This window comes from Bacillus sp. TE8-1, assembly GCF_008368855.1.
Taxonomy (GTDB): Bacteria; Bacillota; Bacilli; order Bacillales; family Bacillaceae_G; genus Bacillus_A; species Bacillus_A cereus.
Window position 1 is genome coordinate 83,218 of the sequence record NZ_QPET01000013.1, and the last position, 18,537, is coordinate 101,754.

Genomic DNA, 18,537 nt, shown 5'->3' on the forward strand with positions numbered 1-18,537 from the left:
TATTTTTCAGCTCAGATACTTTAGTCTAGCGAAAAAAATACGAGAGTGGGGAAATTATGATTGCCCGAAGGATAATTTGGCAAAAAAAAGACTCTTCTTACACATAGCGTTTTGTTTAGGACTTAATTGTTACTAACTAAACAAAACAAAGAAGAGCAGGATTGCTAAATGACGAATCCTACTCCACGTTTTGTTTAGTCGTTTTAAGACTTAAACTAAAACGAAGGTAGGGAGAATTGATGGACGAGAGGATTATTCGTTATTTCTTCAGCGACATATAGCGTAGTTAGTTTTTTCGTAAACTAACTGAAAGCTACATGTGAGCTCGTAGTTAGTTTACAACACAAAAAGGACTACTAACTACGGAAAGAAGGAATAACGATGAGGAACATCCAAAGTCGGCAAATTATTAAAGAAATTTTTATGGTTTTAATCGGTTCATTTATTTTAGCAGCAGCGCTATATCACATTCACTTCCAAAACCACTTAACAGAAGGTGGATTTGTAGGAATTGCACTATTCATTCAAAACTTTTATGATATTTCACCATCTATTTCAACTGTATTAATGGATATCCCAATTATTTTACTGTGCGCTTCATTTTTAGGTAGAAAAATGGTTGGTTATTCATTCCTAGGTTCAATTTCATTCGGAGTATTTTATTCCTTTATGGAAAATTATTCTCCATTTACGGTAGATTTATCAAATAACTTATTTATAGCTGCAGTAGTTGGCGGTGCGTTAGCTGGTATTGGACTCGGTTTTATATTACGATTTGGCGGTGCAACCGGTGGAGACGATATTTTAACAATTGTATTAAGTAAACGAACTCGTTTTACAATTGGGCAAATTTTCTTCGTCTTTGACGCGATTGTTCTTGCGCTTTCATTATATTATTTAAATTGGACAGAAATTGCTTTTACTATTCTTTCGATTGCCGTACAGGCAAAAACATTGGATTTAATTTATTATCCAAAAACAGAAAAAACAGCAGAAAAGCAGCCAGTATCTGTTCCAATGTCCAAAAAACATGCAACAAATTAAAAAAGCGAAAGGCTTCGGCCTCTCGCTTTTTTTATGCTCTTTTTTCTTTCTCGACTATATGGCGCACTTGATAAAATCTATTTGCAAATTCAGTAACGTTTCTTGTTAAACGATAATTCACTGTAGATCCAATTGCCATTCCAATTACCGGTATACCTTGGAATAATTTACGACGAAGAGCATAAATCGAAAATGTCTTCAAAATTTGTTTTAACACAACCTCAGTAGAAGCTGTTTGTAGCACTGCTTCGTCTCCTTCGTAAAAGAACGAATCTTCTTGCTCCAGCTCTTGCAATAAATTGTACCATGCATATTGCTGAAGTCTTCCTGGTAGTAATGACGCATGAAACACCTTTAACGCAAGCATCATTTCATACGGCTTGTTCACATCATGTCCAAATGATGTTGCAATAAGTTGGACTGCCTTCACATTTAACGCGATCATAACCGGAAAATCCGCCGTTAATAATAATAAACCTCCAGCACCTGTTGCCCCACCTTGTACAAATGAATATAGACGATGACGTGCTGTTTGCTGCTCTGCTATGTATGTTAATTGATCAATAGATAATGCTTTCAAATCTTCAAGCTGTTCAATCGATTCATCAAATAACCTTGATGTTCCTAAAATCCGATTACGTGCATCTAACTGTGCTTGTGAACTTTGAATAAATGCATGCAAATGAAAGAGCCATCCATCTGCTTTCGTGAAGAATTCTTTTCGCTTTTTCTCAGGTAATTTCGCAACTGTAGCATGTAACCATTTATCAAACACTTTTTGAAAATCGGTCGCTTCTTGCTCAACTAATTGCGCTTCCCATTCTTTTATATTGTCTAAAATGGCTTGTTCTCGCTTCGATCGCATCGTAACAACCACCTCGTTCGATTTTTTTCTATTGTAACATATTTCTGCTTATTCTTTGCAAATATGCTTGTCTATCTTTATTCACATACCATTTTTGAATGGCATAAAATATTAACAAAAAGGATGAGATAAATCACATGAATCTATCCGATATAAAAAAAGAATATAATGCGGTATTCAGCTTAGGACAAAACTGCTGGCCCGCTTGGGCATTATATCAATTAGAATTATCACCATTTTTTGGCGTTATTGATTTTATGCTAAGTCCCTCATTAGAAAAAGTGAATGTATTATTACAAAATCGATTTGACCGCTTTTTAAATTTCGAAAATTTATCCTTCATCTCATTTTGGGATGATGATGCAAAATTAAGATTAAGGGACAACCTTTATGAAATTGACTCCTGTCATGACTTTAAAACAGATGTAAATACACCAACTTCTTGGCCTTCTTATACAGAAATTAAGTTAAACTATGAACATCGTATTAATCGTTTTCTAGCTACAATTGAAACGGCAGAATCCATATTATTTATTCGAACTGGAGGAACATATGAAGAAGCATGTTCCCTAGAACAAAGTTTATCTCAAATCGTTACACATACATTCTCTGTCCTGTTACTAATTCCTGCCGATATACCAACTATCACCCAAGAAGATTGGGGATTACAACGTATTTGCGTTATGAAATGTCCTATTATGGATGTATACCAATACAATGAAGCATTTTGGAAAGACTTATTTGATGGAATTACGATTAGACCACATTCTTAAATACATGACACCTTTACTACAAAAAATATTATAATCTTCCTTATACAAAAAAATAAGGAGTGATTGTATATGTATCCACGTGCAAAGGCTTTTGGCATTGCTATACATCACGGGCGTCTTCTCGTACAAGAATATTATTCAGCCGATGAAACATTTTACCGACCTCTTGGTGGTTCAATTGAACTTGGTGAACAATCAGCACATACCGTTATTCGTGAATTTAGGGAAGAGCTTCATACAGAAGTGGAAATCACCGATTATTTAGGTTGTTTAGAAAATGTCTTTCATCTCGATGGAGACATTGGTCATGAAATTATTCAACTATATTCTTTGCGTTTATTAGACACGTCACTATATGAAATGGAAATATTAAATATACAAGATGAGGAAACAGTAGCGTATGCGAAATGGATTCCTATTACGGCATTCATTCAGAAAGAAAAAATATTATATCCGGATGGAGTTTTAAAATACATCCAAAAGAAAAAAGACGAAATCCTATAGGATCTCGTCTTTCTTTTCATATATTAACCAATATCTCCAAGACGTAGTACGTCACGAGCAATCATAACTTCTTCGTCAGTTGGAATTACGATAATTTTTACTGGAGAGTGTGGGAAGCTGATGAATGCTTCTTCACCGAATACGTTATTACGTTTTGCATCGAAGTATACGCCCATGTACTCAAGGCCTTCTAATACGCGCTCACGAATAATCGCACTGTTTTCACCTACACCAGCTGTGAAGATGATTGCGTCTACACCTTTCATACGAGCAGTGTAAGAACCGATGTATTTGTGGATACGGCTTACGAATACATCAAGTGCTACTTTCGCACGGTGGTCGCCTTCTTCTTCTTTCGCAATGATGTCACGTAGGTCACTAGAGTAACCAGTAAGACCTAACATACCACTCTTCTTGTTTAATACGTTAACTACTTCTTCTACTGTTTGGCCTGTTTTTTCCATGATGTATGGAATTAACGCAGGGTCAAGGTTACCAGAACGTGTACCCATTGTTACACCAGCAAGTGGAGTGAAGCCCATAGAAGTATCGATAGATTTACCGCCTTCTACTGCTGCGATACTTGCACCGTTACCTAAGTGACAAGAAAGTAAGCTTAAGCTTTCAATTGGACGACCTAATAATTCAGCCGCACGCTCAGTTACATATTTATGAGAAGTTCCGTGGAAACCGTATTTACGGATGCCGAATTTTTCATAGTACTCATATGGTAAGCTGTATAGGAATGCAGATTCCGGCATTGTTTGGTGGAATGCTGTATCGAATACTGCTACTGCTGGTACGTTTGGTAATACTTCTTGGAATGCTTTAATACCAACAACGTTTGCTGGGTTATGAAGTGGTGCTAAATCGCTTAATTCTTCGATATCAGCTAATACTTCATCAGTAATTAAAACAGAGTCAGCAAATTTTTCGCCGCCGTGAACGACACGGTGACCGATACCGCCAATCTCATCTAGAGATTTAACGATTCCGTTTTCAGTTAACTTTTTAAGAAGCATATTAACTGCTACTGCGTGATCTGGAATGTTTGTAATTTCTTTTTGTTTTTCGCCATCTACAGTAATAGTGAAGATACTATCTTCTAAACCGATACGTTCTACTAAACCTTTTGTTAATACTGTTTCACTTGGCATTTCAAATAATTGGAATTTTAAGGAAGAGCTTCCTGCGTTAATCGCGATGATTTTTGACATCTAGTCTTTCGCCCCTTTTTCTCTTGGTAGTTGTGTGGATGTTTCCACAAACCGCTCGATTTTATCTGATCAAATTCACCAAATATGAAAACGTTTCATCATTAGCAAATTTTATACTCACGATTTTAATTTAAACATCGTACGACATATATTTCAAGTGAAAAAATTGTAACACCAAGAAAAAATATATATTACAGATTTCAAAAAAATTCAGTTAAATCTTGTATATATTTAAAAATATGACATATTATATAAAACTGTACTACATAAATCACTAATGCTGTTACATATACCTAGCTTTATTTATGTGTTGCAAACCAAGTATTTAATTGATCCATAATGTCTTCCATCGCCTTCATGTTAGAGAATTTAGGCAACTCCACTAATAACGCCTGTTTTGGCATTGTTACATTAGCGCCTTTCTTTTGGAGAACAAATATACTTTTTGCATTTTTCTCGTTTTTAAACATGGAAACAGGAAGCTGTAATAACCCTTGAATAAAGCATGTTTCTTTAATAAATGCATGTAATTTCGGTGCTTGGTCACTTTCAAAAATGAAGTTTGGTACTAAGAAGAATAAGTAACCGCCCTCTTTCGTATGTTTCACACTTTGTTCAATAAATAAGTGATGGGCATACGACATTCCTTCATCTGCTTTTAATTTATATTCACTTGCACCGATTTCGTTTGGATAATAACCAACCGGTAAGTCTGAAACGACTGCATCAACTGGATCGATATAAAGTGGTGCTAGTCCATCTTGATGGAAGAATTCGATTGCATGCTTTTGTAAATTTGCATTTACTAAAGCAAGTTTAATTAGCACTTCATCCACTTCTACACCAAATCCACTCATTGTTAGTCCTTCTTTGGCGCTATTAAACACTGTAGTCATTAAATTACCTGTTCCAATTGCAGGATCTAAAACTGTGATCTCGTTTTGACCTTGCATAAATTTATGGAATAAGTAACTCATGAACATTCCAACTGCATCAGGCGTCATTTCATGATTCGCTTGTACGCCTTCTTTCATTCCTTTTAAGATGGCTAACTGAAATGCTTTACGAATTTCTTCACCTTTATATGTTTCTTCATTAAACGTACTATATTCACGATTCAGCCTTTCAATTGCTGATTCGGATAATTCCTCTTGTAAAATCGCTCCCTCAAACAAGTTATCACCTGTTTCTACAAGCGCCTCTAAATATGTTACATCTAATTCTTTACGTAAAACTACCGCAGAAGAATCAAAAATAGAAAATAATGTTTCTACTGTCTGACTCACGTACATTCCTCCTTCTCTCTTTTACACATAACTTATATCATACCACAAAGTGATTTTTTCCAAAAAGAAAAAGCGACCTCCTGTAAAGAGCTCCCCTTTAGTTATATATGATATAACGTTTTTTCTCATATATCGATGCTGTTACAGAGCAATATATGAGAAAAAACGACCTCTTTATAAGAGGTCATTCTCTTCACATTACTTCGCAGATTTAGCTGCTTCTAATGCTGCTTCATAGTTTGGATGGCTTGTACCTTCGCTTACGTATTCTGCGTAAACTACTTTGTCATTGCTATCTACTACGAATACTGCACGAGCAAGTAAACGAAGCTCTTTCATTACTAAGCCGTAAGCTTCACCGAATGAAAGGTCGCGGTGGTCAGAAAGTGTTACAACATTTTCTAAACCGTTTGCTGCACACCAGCGTTTTTGAGCGAATGGTAAATCAGCGCTAATTGTTAATACTTTCGCGTTTTCAATACCTGCTGCATCTTGGTTAAAACGACGAGTTTGTGCATCACACACACCCGTGTCGATTGAAGGTACAACACTAATTAATTTCACTTCACCTTTGTATGTTTCTAAACTTACTGGAGATAAGTCGTTTGCTAATACTTGGAAGTTTGGCGCTTGATCGCCAACTTTAACTTCTGTTCCAACTAAAGTCATTGGATTACCTTTAAAAGTTACGTTTGCCACTTGAAAATCCTCCCTTATTTAAACAAAATATGTACAATGTAAATGATAGTTTGTCCCTATCGATAATGCAAATAAAATCGCTTTATTTACAAAAAAATTAAAGAAGCTAACCTATTGATTAGCTTCTTTATTCGTTAAATTTGAAATTCAGGATCATCTTCTTTTCGTTTATCCATCATTTCTTTCACTTTATCAACAGCTTGTGGCGCTAATTCAATTATCTTATCGATGACGTGTGTTTGTTTATCTAAGTGCAATACTTTCACACCATCTCCATTTATAACAAGAAAGGCAACAGGATTAATAGAAACTCCTCCACCACTTCCCCCGCCAAATGGATGACGGCCTGAATGTTCTACTTTACCAAATTCACTTCCACCAGCAGCAAATCCGAAACTTACTTTCGAAACTGTAAGAATTACGCTTCCATCTGCCGCTTTAATTGGGTCACCAACAATTGTATTTACATCAGTCATTTGTTTTAAATGCTGCATTGCTGTTGTCATTAAACCTTGAATTGGATGGTCCATTCTATATCCCCCCTATGCTTGAACAGATTTTTCTGTCATACCAGATCTTTGTCTTCTCATAAATACGAGTAATTTGACGCCAGTTTTTATAGCGCGGAATATACGAAAAGATGCTGTTAACTCGCATCTTGATGCAAATCCTTTCCCTTGAAAAACTGGGGTAATTTCAAATTCTGGTACGTCGACAATATGCATATATTGTCCGACAACTCCAGCAGCCATACCTTTTGTCCCCCATGCATATCCAGTGACAATTCCAGTACTAGCTGCATCGCCTGCTCCAATTTGTGTATGCCATTTCCAACCATTGATTTTCACTCGTTTGAGAAAATCTTTAACAATAGTATGAACTTCTTGAAGCTTTTTTATCAGTTCACCAATGCTGTCAAGTTGCGCCATAATTTTATTATCGAGTCCGCCGTCCTCTTCAGCTTTTTCGATTTTCTGTCCTGTCTTTTTCTGCTGTTTTTCAATTCTTTCCAACACATCAAATGTATATCGAATCATCCATATTTTCACTTGAAGCAAACATTGCTTTTCCATTTCTGAATATAAAAATGTCACCTTAAGCTTTATTTTCGACAATAGTATAAACAAAATAAAAAGAAGAAGAATTATTATTCCAATTACGAGCCACTTCATACGTATCATCCTTTCACTCCGTACCCATTATCGACAAGTTTATTCATCGTTAAACAGAGTTTTATAAGATTGAATATAAAAATTTTTCTAAAAATAAAAAGGTATTTTGACAATTTATATCGAAATATATTATTTGAACATATCATCAGGGAACGGACTCTAATGATATGTAGCACGAAAAACAGAAAATTTAACTGCAGTGGAGGGATACATAATGGCAGATCGTCGCAATTTATTTTTCTTTTATGGTGATGACAAAGCAACGCTCGTTGAAAAAATGAAACCAATCTATCGTATTTTAGAAGAGAATGGATTTACCATATTAGATCATCCAAAAAATGCAAACGCTATCGTCAGTGTTGGAGATGATGCAACCTTCTTACAAGCCGTTCGTAAAACTGGTTTTAGAGAAGATTGCTTATACGCAGGGATTTCTACGAAAGATGAAATTTCTTTCTACTGCGATTTCCATATTGATCACGTTGATACAGCCCTTCAAGAAATTACAAAAAATGAAATTGAAGTGCGAAAATATCCAACAATTCAGGTAGATGTAGATGGCAGTACATCTTTCCATTGTTTAAATGAGTTCTCATTACGTTCTAGCATTATTAAAACATTCGTTGTAGATGTTCATGTTGATGATTTATATTTCGAAACATTTAGAGGGGACGGTTTAGTAGTTTCTACCCCAACAGGAAGTACTGCTTACAATAAATCATTGCATGGTGCAGTTGTTGACCCGCTTATCCCATGTTTCCAAGTAAGCGAACTAGCATCTTTAAACAACAACACTTACCGTACGCTCGGTTCACCTTTCATTTTAAATCACGAACGTACATTAACTTTAAAACTAAGACCAGACGGTAACGATTATCCTGTTATCGGCATGGATAACGAAGCGCTTAGCATTAAACAAGTGGAAAAAGCTGTTGTACGCTTAAGCGATAAACAAATTAAAACAGTTAAATTAAAAAACAACTCTTTCTGGGAAAAAGTACAGAGAACGTTTTTATAAGATTAAAATAACCGCAGAATTATGGAATTCCATAATTCTGCGGTTATTTATTTCCCCCGATTGGCGCGAACAATAATCTCTTACTATCCGGCCGTTATTCTTGTCAGTTTTTGTCGGTAAGTCGATATATTCCGAAAACCGCTCATATATTTTTACGCATCTTTTCTATAGACAACTTGGCCATCTATTACGGTCATTTCTGCTTGTACTTCTTTTATTTCTTCTGCCTCAATTTCAAAAATATTGCGGTCTAATATTGTAAAATCTGCTTCATATCCTTTTGCAATTTGCCCTCGCTTCGCTTCTTTTCCGATTGCATAGGCACTTCCTGTTGTAAATAAAGAAACAGCCTCATAAACCGTTAATCTTTCCTCAGGCATATAGCATATACCGTCAATAAAACTTCTACGTGTAACAGCGCTATATATGCCTAAAAACGGATTCACTTGTTCAATGGGAGCATCTGAGCCACCGTTGCAGTGTAATCCTGCTTCCAGTAACGTCTTCCAAGCGTACGCATAACGAAGACGGTGCTCGCCTAGTTTTTCAATGACTGACGGAAAATCTGATGAAAGAAAGACTGGCTGTATATCGATAATGGCTTGCAAGTTTTTCATTCTTTCTATCAACTCTTCACGAGCAAGCTGACAATGAATAATACGGTCACGTAACCCTTCTGCTGGTGGATATAATTCGAGTGCATCAATGACATATTCAAGCGATAAGTCACCGATAGTATGAATCGCAACTGGCATATGTAAATCTCGTGCTTTCTTTACTAATTCCGCAAGTTCTTCACGTGAGAAAATCGCAACTCCATTTGTTTCCTTCGCATCTTCATACGGTTCACTTAATAATGCTGTTCTTCCGCCAAAAGAACCGTCAGAGAAAATTTTCATTGCTCCAAATTCAATACAATGTTCATTTTCATATTCTTTTCGTTCATGTGCTACTTCATGGTGAACGAGCAAATGGGCTTTAAATGGCATTTCTTTTATAACGTGAGAAAACGCATTATATGTTTTTCTAAAACCACCATAATAATTTAAATCTTCCGTATGCCCGCCAACAAGTCCGTATTTCCAGCAATCTTTAATCGCTGTTTGCAGAGCTCTTTGTAAATAAGCTTCATCAATTTCTGGCTGAACATGTGTAATTAATTCTTGCCCTTGTTCATATAAAAGCCCTGTTAACTTATTTGATGAATCTCTACCAATTTTCCCGCCTTTTGGATCTTCTGCCTTTTCTGTTATATTCGCTTCTTGCAGTATGTATGAATTTACCCATGTAACGTGACGACAAACTCGCTTTAATAAAATGGGATGTTCTTTCGAAATTTCATCTAAATCACGCGCATGAACATCTTTCGTATCTGTAAAGTTATTTTCATTCCATCCTTCTCCAATAATCCAAGAGCCCTTTGGAGCTTCTTCCACTCGCTTCTGAACAAGAGTAAGCACTTCGCCATAAGATGTACAATTTGATAAATCTAGACGGAGTAATCTCTCTCCATGCCCAATAAGATGCATATGACTATCAACGAGACCTGGGATCATTGTTTTGCCTTTTAAATCGTACAATGTAACCGCGGCATATTGGTTTTCTAACTCTTCTTTACTTCCAACATCAACGATCGTACCGTTTTCAACGTAAACAGCGTCCACTTTTTCATTTTCTTCTCTCACTGTGTAAATGGTGCCGCCATACCAAATTTCTCCCATATATCCCATCTCCTTTATTTTTTATTGTATAAAAAAAAGCACCATTTCAAAACATGGTGCTTTTCTAAAAATTACTTTTGTTCGGTAGTAGATGTTGTAACTTGCCATTCAATATTAAATTTATCTTTTACTTGTCCGTATGCTGGGCTCCAGAATGTTTCTTGAAGTGGCATGATAACTTCTCCACCTTCTTGTAACTTATCGAATACTTCTTTTGCTTTTTCTGCATTACTAATTTGAATTGCGATTGTTACTTGAGATCCGATTGCATGCCCTTGACCTGGGAATGTATCAGAAATCATAAGATCCGTATTACCAACTTTTAAAGTAGCGTGTAAAACGCGCTCTTTCGCTTCAGCTGGAATCGGGTATTCTGGATTTTCAGGCATGTCACCAAAAGTTTGCATGACTTCTACTTTTGCATCTAAAGCCTCTTTATAAAACTGTACAGCTTCTTGCCCACTACCATCTAAAACTAAGTACGGATTAATACCTAAAATCATACGGACACCTCTTTTTTAAATTTATAAAATCGAACTTGTGTTCGTTTTTATTTTATCATTGATTTACATTTCATTCAACTATTTACTTCACTGTTTTCAAAATTATTTTGACGGAATCTCCATCTCTTGTTTTCTAAGTTCAATACGGCGAATTTTTCCAGAAATCGTTTTTGGTAGTTCATCTACAAATTCAATTTTGCGAGGGTATTTATATGGTGCAGTGAGTTCTTTGACGTGTTGTTGGAGTGTTGGAATTAATATTTCTTCGTTCTTTTCTATATTCTCTCTTAATACGATAAATGCCTTCACGACACTTCCACGAATTTCATCAGGACTTGCGACAACTGCACATTCTCTTACGTAAGGATGTTTTACAAGTGCATCCTCTACTTCAAACGGCCCGATTGTATAACCAGAGCTAATAATGATATCATCGCCGCGCCCTTCAAACCAGAAGTAGCCGTCTTCATCTTTCTTCGCTTTATCACCTGTAATATAATAATCACCGCGAAATTGCATCGCTGTACGCTCATCGTCTTTGTAATATTGTTTAAAGAGGGCCGGCGTTTCAATGTGAACTGCAATATCACCAACTTCGCCTACTTTAACTGGAGTACCTTCCTCATTTACGATATCGACATGGTTACCTGGCGTTGGTTTCCCCATTGATCCTGGTCTAATATCCATCCCTTTCATTACACCAACAAGTAATGTGTTTTCCGTTTGCCCATAGCCGTCTCTCACTGTAATATGAAAGTGCTTTTTGAACGTTTCAATGACTTCTCTATTTAACGGCTCACCTGCCGATACAGCGCTATGTAGTGCCTCTAAATTGTACTGGCTTAAATCTTCTACCTTTGCCATTAATCTATACTCAGTCGGTGTACAACAAAGTACATTCACCTTATTATCGTCTAATAAGTTTAGGTACGTTTTCGGTTCAAACTTACCGTGATATACAAACCCTGTTGCCCCTGATCCTAAAGTTGCTAAAAACGGGCTCCAAATCCACTTTTGCCAGCCTGGACTAGCTGTTGCCCATACAATATCATTCTCTTCAATTCCGAGCCAATTTGGAGCGCTCGTACGTAAATGAGCGTATGCCCACGCATGTGTATGAACGACACCTTTTGGATTTCCTGTCGTTCCTGACGTGTAAGATAAAAAGACCATATCTTCTTTATCTGTCTTCGCCATTTCTAACATGTCACTCTCTGTTTCTAACGCTGTTTTTAAATTAATCCATCCATCTACTGACTGCTCGCTCAGGACAAATTTTCGAAGAGATTCCATCGCTTCTATATCATCAAACTGCCTAATATACGGCTCATAGCTTACTATCGCTTTTACTTCTCCATGTCCAATTCGATATTCTATATCTTTTTTACGTAACATTTCCGAGCTTGGAATTACGACAAATCCTGCTTTAATAGCAGCAATATACGTCATGTACGCTTCAATTAAACGCGGCATCATAATGAGAAGCTTGTCCCCTTTTTGCAAACCACTTTTTATAAAAGCGTTTCCAATTTTATTCGCACCTTGCATTAATTCAGCGTATGTAACTTCCCTTCGATTCCCTTTATCATCTTGCCAAATTAAAGCTAACTTCCCTTTATCACCTGTATATTTCTCTATTTCAGAAACTAAATTATAAGACGGTGGCGCCAACAATTCTTCTCGCTTCATAAAATATCCTCCCTTTTCTTTATGCCTCCTTTATATAATAAAGAATTTTCAGTTAATTTTGAACCCTCTTCTTTTGACAAATTTTTCAGTTCTGTCGAATTAGTAAACGAAATTACATCGACTTACCGACAAATAGCGACACAACACAAAAAAAGAAAGAGCGGGAGAACCCGCTCTTTCTAAGCCATCATATGGGATTATTTTTGGTAACCGCCTAATTGTTGCTCAGCTAGTGAAACTAGACGTTTAGTGATTTCACCACCAACAGAACCGTTAGCGCGAGCTGTTGCATCAGCTCCAAGTTGAACACCAAACTCTTGAGCGATTTCGTATTTCATTTGGTCTAATGCTGATTCAGCACCAGGAACCGCTAATTTATTTGTGCTACGTGACATGTTATATCACCTCCTTGTGAGTATAGAGTGTGATAAATAACATGACTTCATACACGTTTTAGATATGGTAATTTATGGTTTTAGAAAAGTTCTTCAAATTTTTCTTCTTCCGCCACTACTTCTACCGTTTGTAATACCATTGTTTCTTTGTTCGCTACAGCTTCATCGATTAATGGTGTGAAATCGTATTTCGCTTCAAAACGATTTGCTTTTTCACGTTTCGGCTTCGTCGCTGGGCTTGCTGGTGTGAATACAGTACAGCAATCTTCATATGGACGAATTGAAATATCATACGTGCCGATTTCTTCAGCGATTTTAATAATCTCTAATTTATCCATCGTAATAAGCGGACGAATAACTGGGTAGTTTGTTACTTCGTTAATCGTATGCATACTATCTAACGTTTGGCTTGCTACTTGTCCAAGACTTTCACCAGTCGTAATTGCAAGTGCGTTACGCTCCTCAGCAATGCGTTCTGTAATACGCATCATCATACGGCGCATAACCGTCATTGAATAGCTAGATGGGATTTCTTTATTAATCGTTTTTTGCACTTCTGCAAACGGAACAAGGTGAAGCGTTACTCGTTTACAATACTTCGTTAACTCTTGTGCTAAATCGATTACTTTTTGTTTTGCACGCTCACTTGTGAAAGGTGGACTATGGAAGTGAACTGCTTCCACAGATACGCCGCGTTTCATCGTTAAGTAAGCTGCTACTGGGCTATCAATACCACCAGAAAGAAGTACCATTACTTTTCCGCCAACGCCAACTGGTAAACCGCCAGCTCCCATACGCTCATCGCACATGATATAGCTATAGCCACTGCGGATCTCTACGCGTACATTTACATCTGGATTATGAACATCTACTGTAATATCTTCTGTATTTTCTAGAATGTGTCCGCCAATCTCAGGTAATAATTCCATCGTTCTCATTGGGAAATGCTTATAAGAACGGTGTACAGTAATTTTAAATGTTTTCACATCACCTTTTACTTGTAAGAAAGCTGCTAATGCACCTTCTTTAATGTCTTCTAATTCTGATGGTACTTTCATCGCTAAGTTAAACTTATGAATACCAAATACATCCTTCAATCTTTCAGAGACTGCTTCATGATCTTCACCATTTAACTGGATGTACATACGATCATGTGTTGCATCGATTTTAATATTTGGGAATTTTTTCAGTTTGAACTTCACGTTATCTTTTAATGTGCTTACAAACTTAGAACGGTTCTTACCTTTTGTCGTCATTTCTCCGTAACGCACTAAAATATATTCATATTTCAACATAATTTCTTTACCTCATCACTTCATATAATTTTGGCATCGTCTCTTTTACAATACCTTCAAATTGTTTTACTTCTTCCATTGTGTTTTCTGGTGCCAAACTAATACGAATAGCGCTTGCAGCTGCTGCATGCGGCACTCCCATTGACACTAACACTCTGCTCACTTCATTTGCTTTTGAAGAACAAGCAGATTTCGTTGACACATATACACCGTGTTCTTCTAAAGCATGAACGACTACTTCTGGTTTTAAACCAACAAATGATACATTTAAAATGTGCGGTGCTGCATATGCAAGCGACGTGTTAATCGTTACATCTTCCATCTCTTTAAAGAAACGAACAAGCTCTGCTTGTAAACTTTGCAAATGAGCTACCTTTTCTTTCACTTGTTCCATTGTCATACGAAGTGCTTTCACCATCGCTACAATGCCAGGTAAATTCTCTGTACCAGAGCGATACTTAAGCTCTTGTTGACCACCTGATAAAATCGGATCTAATCTTACGCCATCGCGTACATAAAGAAGACCCGTTCCTTTTACACTGTGGAATTTATGTCCAGATATTGAGCAAAGATCAATATGAGAAGCATATAAATCAAGCGGTACTTTCCCTATCCCTTGTACATGATCTACATGGAATCTTATTTTCGGATGATTCGATAATAACGTTCCAATTTCAGCAACGGGCTGAATTGCTCCAGTTTCGTTGTTCACATGAATAATTGACACAAGAATCGTATCTTCACGAAGTGCTCGTTTCACATCTTCTACCGACACAACACCATGCTCGTTAACCGGTAAATATGTTACATCAAACCCGAGTTCTTCTAATTGCTTATATGCCTCAAACACAGACGCGTGTTCAATATTTGTTGTAATGATATGTTTGCCGCGCGAACGATTCCTCATCGCTATCCCTTTAATCGCAAGGTTATTCCCTTCCGTTCCACCTGATGTGAAAATAATTTCAGAAGGTTTAACACGAAGAAGCTGCGCTGCAATCGTTCTTGATTGTGTTAATAGACGCTCTGCCTCTCCTCCAAGCGAATGAATAGAAGAAGGATTACCAAAATATTTCCCAGCAACCGTCACGTACGATTGAAGAGCTTCTGGATATGGCTTCGTCGTCGCACTATTATCAAAATAGATCATCGTTCTTCCCCTTTCAGCGCTATCACATCGTATAATCATATCATAAATACGTGTCATTACGCTAAGACTACGCAAAGGTTCCATTTTATCTCGATTGGTGAAGGCTAATAATTGTCGAGGATGCCCTCCTATTACAGTTTCACTTTATCCCGCATGAACGGGCAATAAGACTCTCACCTCAAAATCCAGTTAGAGCAAAGAAGTTAGGTAGGAGTCGGGCTGTCCGTAAATGCCCGATTGGTGAAGGCTAGTAATCAATGGGGATGAATCCTCCTACTGATTACAGTTTCACTTTATTTTGAAACGAATAACCTTGCTGTATTCCGCTATTCATTATAGCAACATCGTCTGCAAAATTACACAAAAAAACAAACCCTTTTATGAAAGGGTTTGTTCATTGTCTACATATTCAGCTATTTTTTGAACAACGCCAGGTTCAAGTTGCTCTAATACTGAAGCCGCTTGTTCTAAAGCTGCATCGTATTGGTATTCACGGAATAATTTCTCAGCATAATTTAAACTTTCTGCTAGGTTTTCATCATGACTACGGTAACGGTTACCGTACTGAATTAATTTTTCCACTAAATATGCTTGTCCAATTAACTCTTCTGTCATTTCAGCCACACCGTTCACAGTTGTGTATGCTTCTTCTAAACTGCTATTTACAGCGTTCATATTTAACGGCTTCACTTCTAATTGTTCATATACAGCTTGCATTGCCATTTGCCCTCTTTTTAAATCTTCCATAATACTCTCTGGAAGACCTGGCAAATTCGACTTTTGCATAAAGCGTTTCGTTTCGAAAATAGTATTTCGCATTTCTTGTAACTTCTCACGTGCTTCAAATTCTTCTTTGCGCATCGCTTGCAGCATTTCTTTATATTCTGCATGAAGTACTTTTAACGTTTCACATTGCTCATAAACCTCTTCTAGTTCCTCACGAATAATAGAGAAGGCAATATCTTGTTCTGCAACGCGTAATTGTAGCATTTCAAAACGTTTCGTTAAAATGTGCATTTGCTTTTCAATTACTTTTTGAGACTCAATGTCTTTATCTTGTAACTGATAGCTTTGTTTCACAAGTTGTGTTTCTGTTTTCGTTTCAATCGTTTCGATACGCATTTCTTCTAAGTCATCGTAAACAGAAAGTGTTTTTTGCTCCACATAATGTCTCGCATGTACTTCTTGTTCCAATTGATCGTAGAAGCCATCTAAACGTGTTTTTAAGTTTTCTACTTTTTCAGCCGCTTCTGTTATATGAAGCTCCTGTATATCCATTAAACATGTTTGTAGTTGTTTCGTCATATCGCGAACTTCTTTAGGGACTTCCAAATAATCTAATACATAACCTTGTCTTACCATATCATTATGTCCGTGTAATAAATCTTCCAGCTGAACTGGTAACGTCGCTTGACACTCTACCAATAAATCTGGAATTTGGTGAATAATGATTTCTAAATCTGCTAAACCTTCTTCCAAACTAATAACAATTTCTCTCGCTTTTAAATAGTCGCCATTGTTTGTTGCTTCTTCAAAGGTTTTAAATTTCTCAGATTCAGCGTCTAGCATCTCTTCGATTTTCTGCTCTGCTGCTCCATACATATGTCTATGAGCAAGAACACTCTTTTTCATACTACGATATGTATCACGTAACCCTTCAATTTCCGAGCTATTTTTCTCATGGCTTTCTAACAATTGCTGTAATTCATTTAAAATGTCAGTAATACGATTATCAGCGTCATCTAAACCACTTATGGATTCGTTCATCGCATGCTTTGCTTTTCGGAAGGAGAATTGCGAGGCGAATTTTCGCGCTTGCGCTAAATCTTTGTCAGCTTTCGGAAGGGTTGTTGATACAATTTCATCCCATTCTTCACGCCATTTACCAAACAGTTCTTCTGTTTGACCCGTCATGTTTAAATCTTTTACCCGTTTTAGTTCATCTGCCACAGGTTTATCTTTTATCTCTTGTTTCCACTGCTCCAGTGCTTCAATATCTTTATATGAACGATTTCTTATCACAAGCTCTATCATGAGCAGCACTAGAATAGAGCTTACTACAATGATAACGATCGTCAGGATAGAATCCATGCAAAAAAGCCTCCTAGTTATATCTCTTTTTTTGTCCGTTCCGTTTATGAAATGGAAGGCATTATGTATAAAAAGGGAATTCCCCTATATTTAACAACTAACAATGTACTAATCATACCATGTAATGGTTTGTTTTTGACCTAGTTTTTTTTAAAATTTCATGTTTCTTTCAATGTGATTGTAATCTTTCTCAATATTCCGCCTACCTCACTCCCTATCCTCAAATGATTGTAATAACAAACAATCTTTCGTATGGGATACGAAATAAATTTTCCGCATGAGTGGTGGTTCAACAGAAATTACATGTACATTTCCTTGCCTTACAGACTGCTCTACTGCCCTTTCTGGAAGTAACGTGATACCAAGGCCAGCTTTTACCATTGCAAGCATCGGTTCTGCGTAAGATGTTTCCACAGCTATAGTTGGTTTTACACCTATTTCATGAAACATGTTCATAATCATTTTCCTTACATCACATATTTCTGGATATACAATTAATTTTTCATTGTGCAGCTCTTCTATTTGAATGACTATCTTCTCTTTGTACGGATGATTATTTGAAACGGCACAAACAATTTTCTCTTGTTGCACTTCTTTTATATACGTAGCACCTTCTACTACTGAATCGATGAACATCGCGTCAATCTCCCGCGCTTTAAATAAATCTCTTAATACTTCCGTATGCCCGATTTGCCATTCCACTTCGAACTCATCACCTAATATATCTTTACATTCTGATATGTAATGCTCCGCTAAACTCGGTAGTATACCAATTGAAAACTTCCGGTTCTCTTGATACCCCCTCATTTCTGTTTTCACTTCATTTATTTGCTCCAAAATCGGTAACATTCTTTTTATAAATAACTCTCCTGCCTCCGTTAACTCTACTCCTTGCGCAGAACGTTTAAGTAAAGTAACCTCTAAATCCGCTTCTAACTTTTGAATTTGTTTACTAAGCGCTGGTTGTGATATATGTAAAATCTTACTTGCCTTTGATAAACTTCGCGTATGCTTCACTTCAATAAACGATCGTACTGCCTCCAAATCCATCGTACACACCTCTAACAAAAAGTTATAACCGTTATAAGAAATCGATATTTCCTCCTATAAACAAT

General features: G+C 36.7%; 18 protein-coding genes. 4 read left to right on the forward strand and 14 right to left on the reverse strand.

Annotated features, from left to right (window positions below; genetic code table 11):
* Positions 1–381: 381 nt before the first annotated feature.
* On the forward strand, positions 382–1,044 hold the full coding sequence (locus DN404_RS11265) for a YitT family protein (protein ID WP_001244515.1): 663 nt from the start codon (positions 382–384) through the stop codon (positions 1,042–1,044).
* A 31-nt stretch (positions 1,045–1,075) separates the two neighbouring features.
* On the opposite strand, the gene DN404_RS11270 is transcribed toward DN404_RS11265, so the two are convergent.
* A complete protein-coding gene (locus DN404_RS11270) occupies positions 1,076–1,909 on the reverse strand; it encodes an EcsC family protein (RefSeq protein ID WP_001256850.1) in 834 nt (277 codons plus the stop codon).
* Between the two features lie 137 nt (positions 1,910–2,046).
* Here DN404_RS11270 and DN404_RS11275 point away from each other — a divergent pair, with 137 nt between their 5' ends.
* Both DN404_RS11275 and DN404_RS11280 read left to right on the forward strand, forming a co-directional pair.
* Complete coding sequence (locus DN404_RS11275; protein ID WP_001053733.1) at positions 2,047–2,682, forward strand: DUF1796 family putative cysteine peptidase; 636 nt, start codon at positions 2,047–2,049, stop codon at positions 2,680–2,682.
* A 69-nt stretch (positions 2,683–2,751) separates the two neighbouring features.
* Complete coding sequence (locus DN404_RS11280) at positions 2,752–3,186, forward strand: NUDIX hydrolase (RefSeq protein ID WP_000283473.1); 435 nt, start codon at positions 2,752–2,754, stop codon at positions 3,184–3,186.
* A gap of 23 nt (positions 3,187–3,209) precedes the next feature.
* Here DN404_RS11280 and ackA read toward each other — a convergent pair whose 3' ends face one another.
* The 5 genes from ackA to DN404_RS11305 form a co-directional block, all read right to left on the reverse strand.
* Positions 3,210–4,403, reverse strand: a complete 1,194-nt coding sequence (gene ackA, locus DN404_RS11285) for an acetate kinase (protein WP_000034575.1) — start codon at positions 4,401–4,403, stop codon at positions 3,210–3,212.
* 299 nt (positions 4,404–4,702) lie between these two features.
* Positions 4,703–5,689, reverse strand: coding sequence for a class I SAM-dependent methyltransferase (locus tag DN404_RS11290; RefSeq protein ID WP_000084367.1), 987 nt, complete (start codon positions 5,687–5,689; stop codon positions 4,703–4,705).
* Between the two features lie 198 nt (positions 5,690–5,887).
* Entirely contained in the window at positions 5,888–6,388 is a 501-nt protein-coding gene (gene tpx / locus DN404_RS11295) for a thiol peroxidase (protein ID WP_000024525.1), read from the reverse strand.
* A gap of 134 nt (positions 6,389–6,522) precedes the next feature.
* A complete protein-coding gene (gene ytfJ / locus DN404_RS11300) occupies positions 6,523–6,918 on the reverse strand; it encodes a GerW family sporulation protein (RefSeq protein ID WP_000350003.1) in 396 nt (131 codons plus the stop codon).
* A gap of 12 nt (positions 6,919–6,930) precedes the next feature.
* The gene (locus tag DN404_RS11305) at positions 6,931–7,569 is read right to left on the reverse strand and encodes a DUF2953 domain-containing protein (RefSeq protein ID WP_002164419.1); all 639 of its coding nucleotides are present in this window, start codon (positions 7,567–7,569) and stop codon (positions 6,931–6,933) included.
* A gap of 205 nt (positions 7,570–7,774) precedes the next feature.
* Between DN404_RS11305 and DN404_RS11310 the strand changes: the two genes are divergently transcribed.
* Positions 7,775–8,578 (forward strand): NAD kinase, encoded by an 804-nt coding sequence (locus DN404_RS11310; protein WP_000785177.1) that lies wholly within the window; start codon positions 7,775–7,777, stop codon positions 8,576–8,578.
* A 152-nt stretch (positions 8,579–8,730) separates the two neighbouring features.
* Here the strand turns inward: DN404_RS11310 and DN404_RS11315 are convergent, their stop codons facing one another.
* The 8 genes from DN404_RS11315 to DN404_RS11350 form a co-directional block, all read right to left on the reverse strand.
* On the reverse strand, positions 8,731–10,299 hold the full coding sequence (locus tag DN404_RS11315; protein WP_000504021.1) for an amidohydrolase: 1,569 nt from the start codon (positions 10,297–10,299) through the stop codon (positions 8,731–8,733).
* Positions 10,300–10,370: 71 nt separating this feature from the next.
* Positions 10,371–10,802: a VOC family protein gene (locus tag DN404_RS11320; RefSeq protein WP_000600350.1), complete on the reverse strand. Its 432-nt coding sequence runs from the start codon at positions 10,800–10,802 to the stop codon at positions 10,371–10,373.
* Positions 10,803–10,904: 102 nt separating this feature from the next.
* Positions 10,905–12,491, reverse strand: coding sequence for an acyl-CoA synthetase MbcS (gene mbcS, locus DN404_RS11325; protein WP_000817766.1), 1,587 nt, complete (start codon positions 12,489–12,491; stop codon positions 10,905–10,907).
* A gap of 197 nt (positions 12,492–12,688) precedes the next feature.
* On the reverse strand, positions 12,689–12,886 hold the full coding sequence (locus DN404_RS11330) for an alpha/beta-type small acid-soluble spore protein (protein ID WP_000091640.1): 198 nt from the start codon (positions 12,884–12,886) through the stop codon (positions 12,689–12,691).
* Between the two features lie 80 nt (positions 12,887–12,966).
* Complete coding sequence (gene thiI, locus DN404_RS11335) at positions 12,967–14,181, reverse strand: tRNA uracil 4-sulfurtransferase ThiI (protein WP_149215077.1); 1,215 nt, start codon at positions 14,179–14,181, stop codon at positions 12,967–12,969.
* Between the two features lie 7 nt (positions 14,182–14,188).
* A complete protein-coding gene (locus DN404_RS11340; protein ID WP_000638992.1) occupies positions 14,189–15,331 on the reverse strand; it encodes a cysteine desulfurase family protein in 1,143 nt (380 codons plus the stop codon).
* A 378-nt stretch (positions 15,332–15,709) separates the two neighbouring features.
* Complete coding sequence (ezrA, locus tag DN404_RS11345; RefSeq protein WP_000377303.1) at positions 15,710–17,422, reverse strand: septation ring formation regulator EzrA; 1,713 nt, start codon at positions 17,420–17,422, stop codon at positions 15,710–15,712.
* A 207-nt stretch (positions 17,423–17,629) separates the two neighbouring features.
* A complete protein-coding gene (locus DN404_RS11350; protein WP_000362529.1) occupies positions 17,630–18,472 on the reverse strand; it encodes a LysR family transcriptional regulator in 843 nt (280 codons plus the stop codon).
* Positions 18,473–18,537 lie beyond the last annotated feature (65 nt).

Coding starts and splice junctions, on each gene's coding strand:
- DN404_RS11265 (WP_001244515.1), top strand. CDS start 382: ATGAGGAACATCCAAAGTCGGCAAATTATTAAAGAAATTTTTATGGTT.
- DN404_RS11270 (WP_001256850.1), bottom strand. CDS start 1,909: ATGCGATCGAAGCGAGAACAAGCCATTTTAGACAATATAAAAGAATGG.
- DN404_RS11275 (WP_001053733.1), top strand. CDS start 2,047: ATGAATCTATCCGATATAAAAAAAGAATATAATGCGGTATTCAGCTTA.
- DN404_RS11280 (WP_000283473.1), top strand. CDS start 2,752: ATGTATCCACGTGCAAAGGCTTTTGGCATTGCTATACATCACGGGCGT.
- ackA (WP_000034575.1), bottom strand. CDS start 4,403: ATGTCAAAAATCATCGCGATTAACGCAGGAAGCTCTTCCTTAAAATTC.
- ytfJ (WP_000350003.1), bottom strand. CDS start 6,918: ATGGACCATCCAATTCAAGGTTTAATGACAACAGCAATGCAGCATTTA.
- DN404_RS11305 (WP_002164419.1), bottom strand. CDS start 7,569: ATGATACGTATGAAGTGGCTCGTAATTGGAATAATAATTCTTCTTCTT.
- DN404_RS11310 (WP_000785177.1), top strand. CDS start 7,775: ATGGCAGATCGTCGCAATTTATTTTTCTTTTATGGTGATGACAAAGCA.
- DN404_RS11315 (WP_000504021.1), bottom strand. CDS start 10,299: ATGGGAGAAATTTGGTATGGCGGCACCATTTACACAGTGAGAGAAGAA.
- DN404_RS11320 (WP_000600350.1), bottom strand. CDS start 10,802: ATGATTTTAGGTATTAATCCGTACTTAGTTTTAGATGGTAGTGGGCAA.
- mbcS (WP_000817766.1), bottom strand. CDS start 12,491: ATGAAGCGAGAAGAATTGTTGGCGCCACCGTCTTATAATTTAGTTTCT.
- DN404_RS11330 (WP_000091640.1), bottom strand. CDS start 12,886: ATGTCACGTAGCACAAATAAATTAGCGGTTCCTGGTGCTGAATCAGCA.
- thiI (WP_149215077.1), bottom strand. CDS start 14,181: ATGTTGAAATATGAATATATTTTAGTGCGTTACGGAGAAATGACGACA.
- DN404_RS11340 (WP_000638992.1), bottom strand. CDS start 15,331: ATGATCTATTTTGATAATAGTGCGACGACGAAGCCATATCCAGAAGCT.
- ezrA (WP_000377303.1), bottom strand. CDS start 17,422: ATGGATTCTATCCTGACGATCGTTATCATTGTAGTAAGCTCTATTCTA.
- DN404_RS11350 (WP_000362529.1), bottom strand. CDS start 18,472: ATGGATTTGGAGGCAGTACGATCGTTTATTGAAGTGAAGCATACGCGA.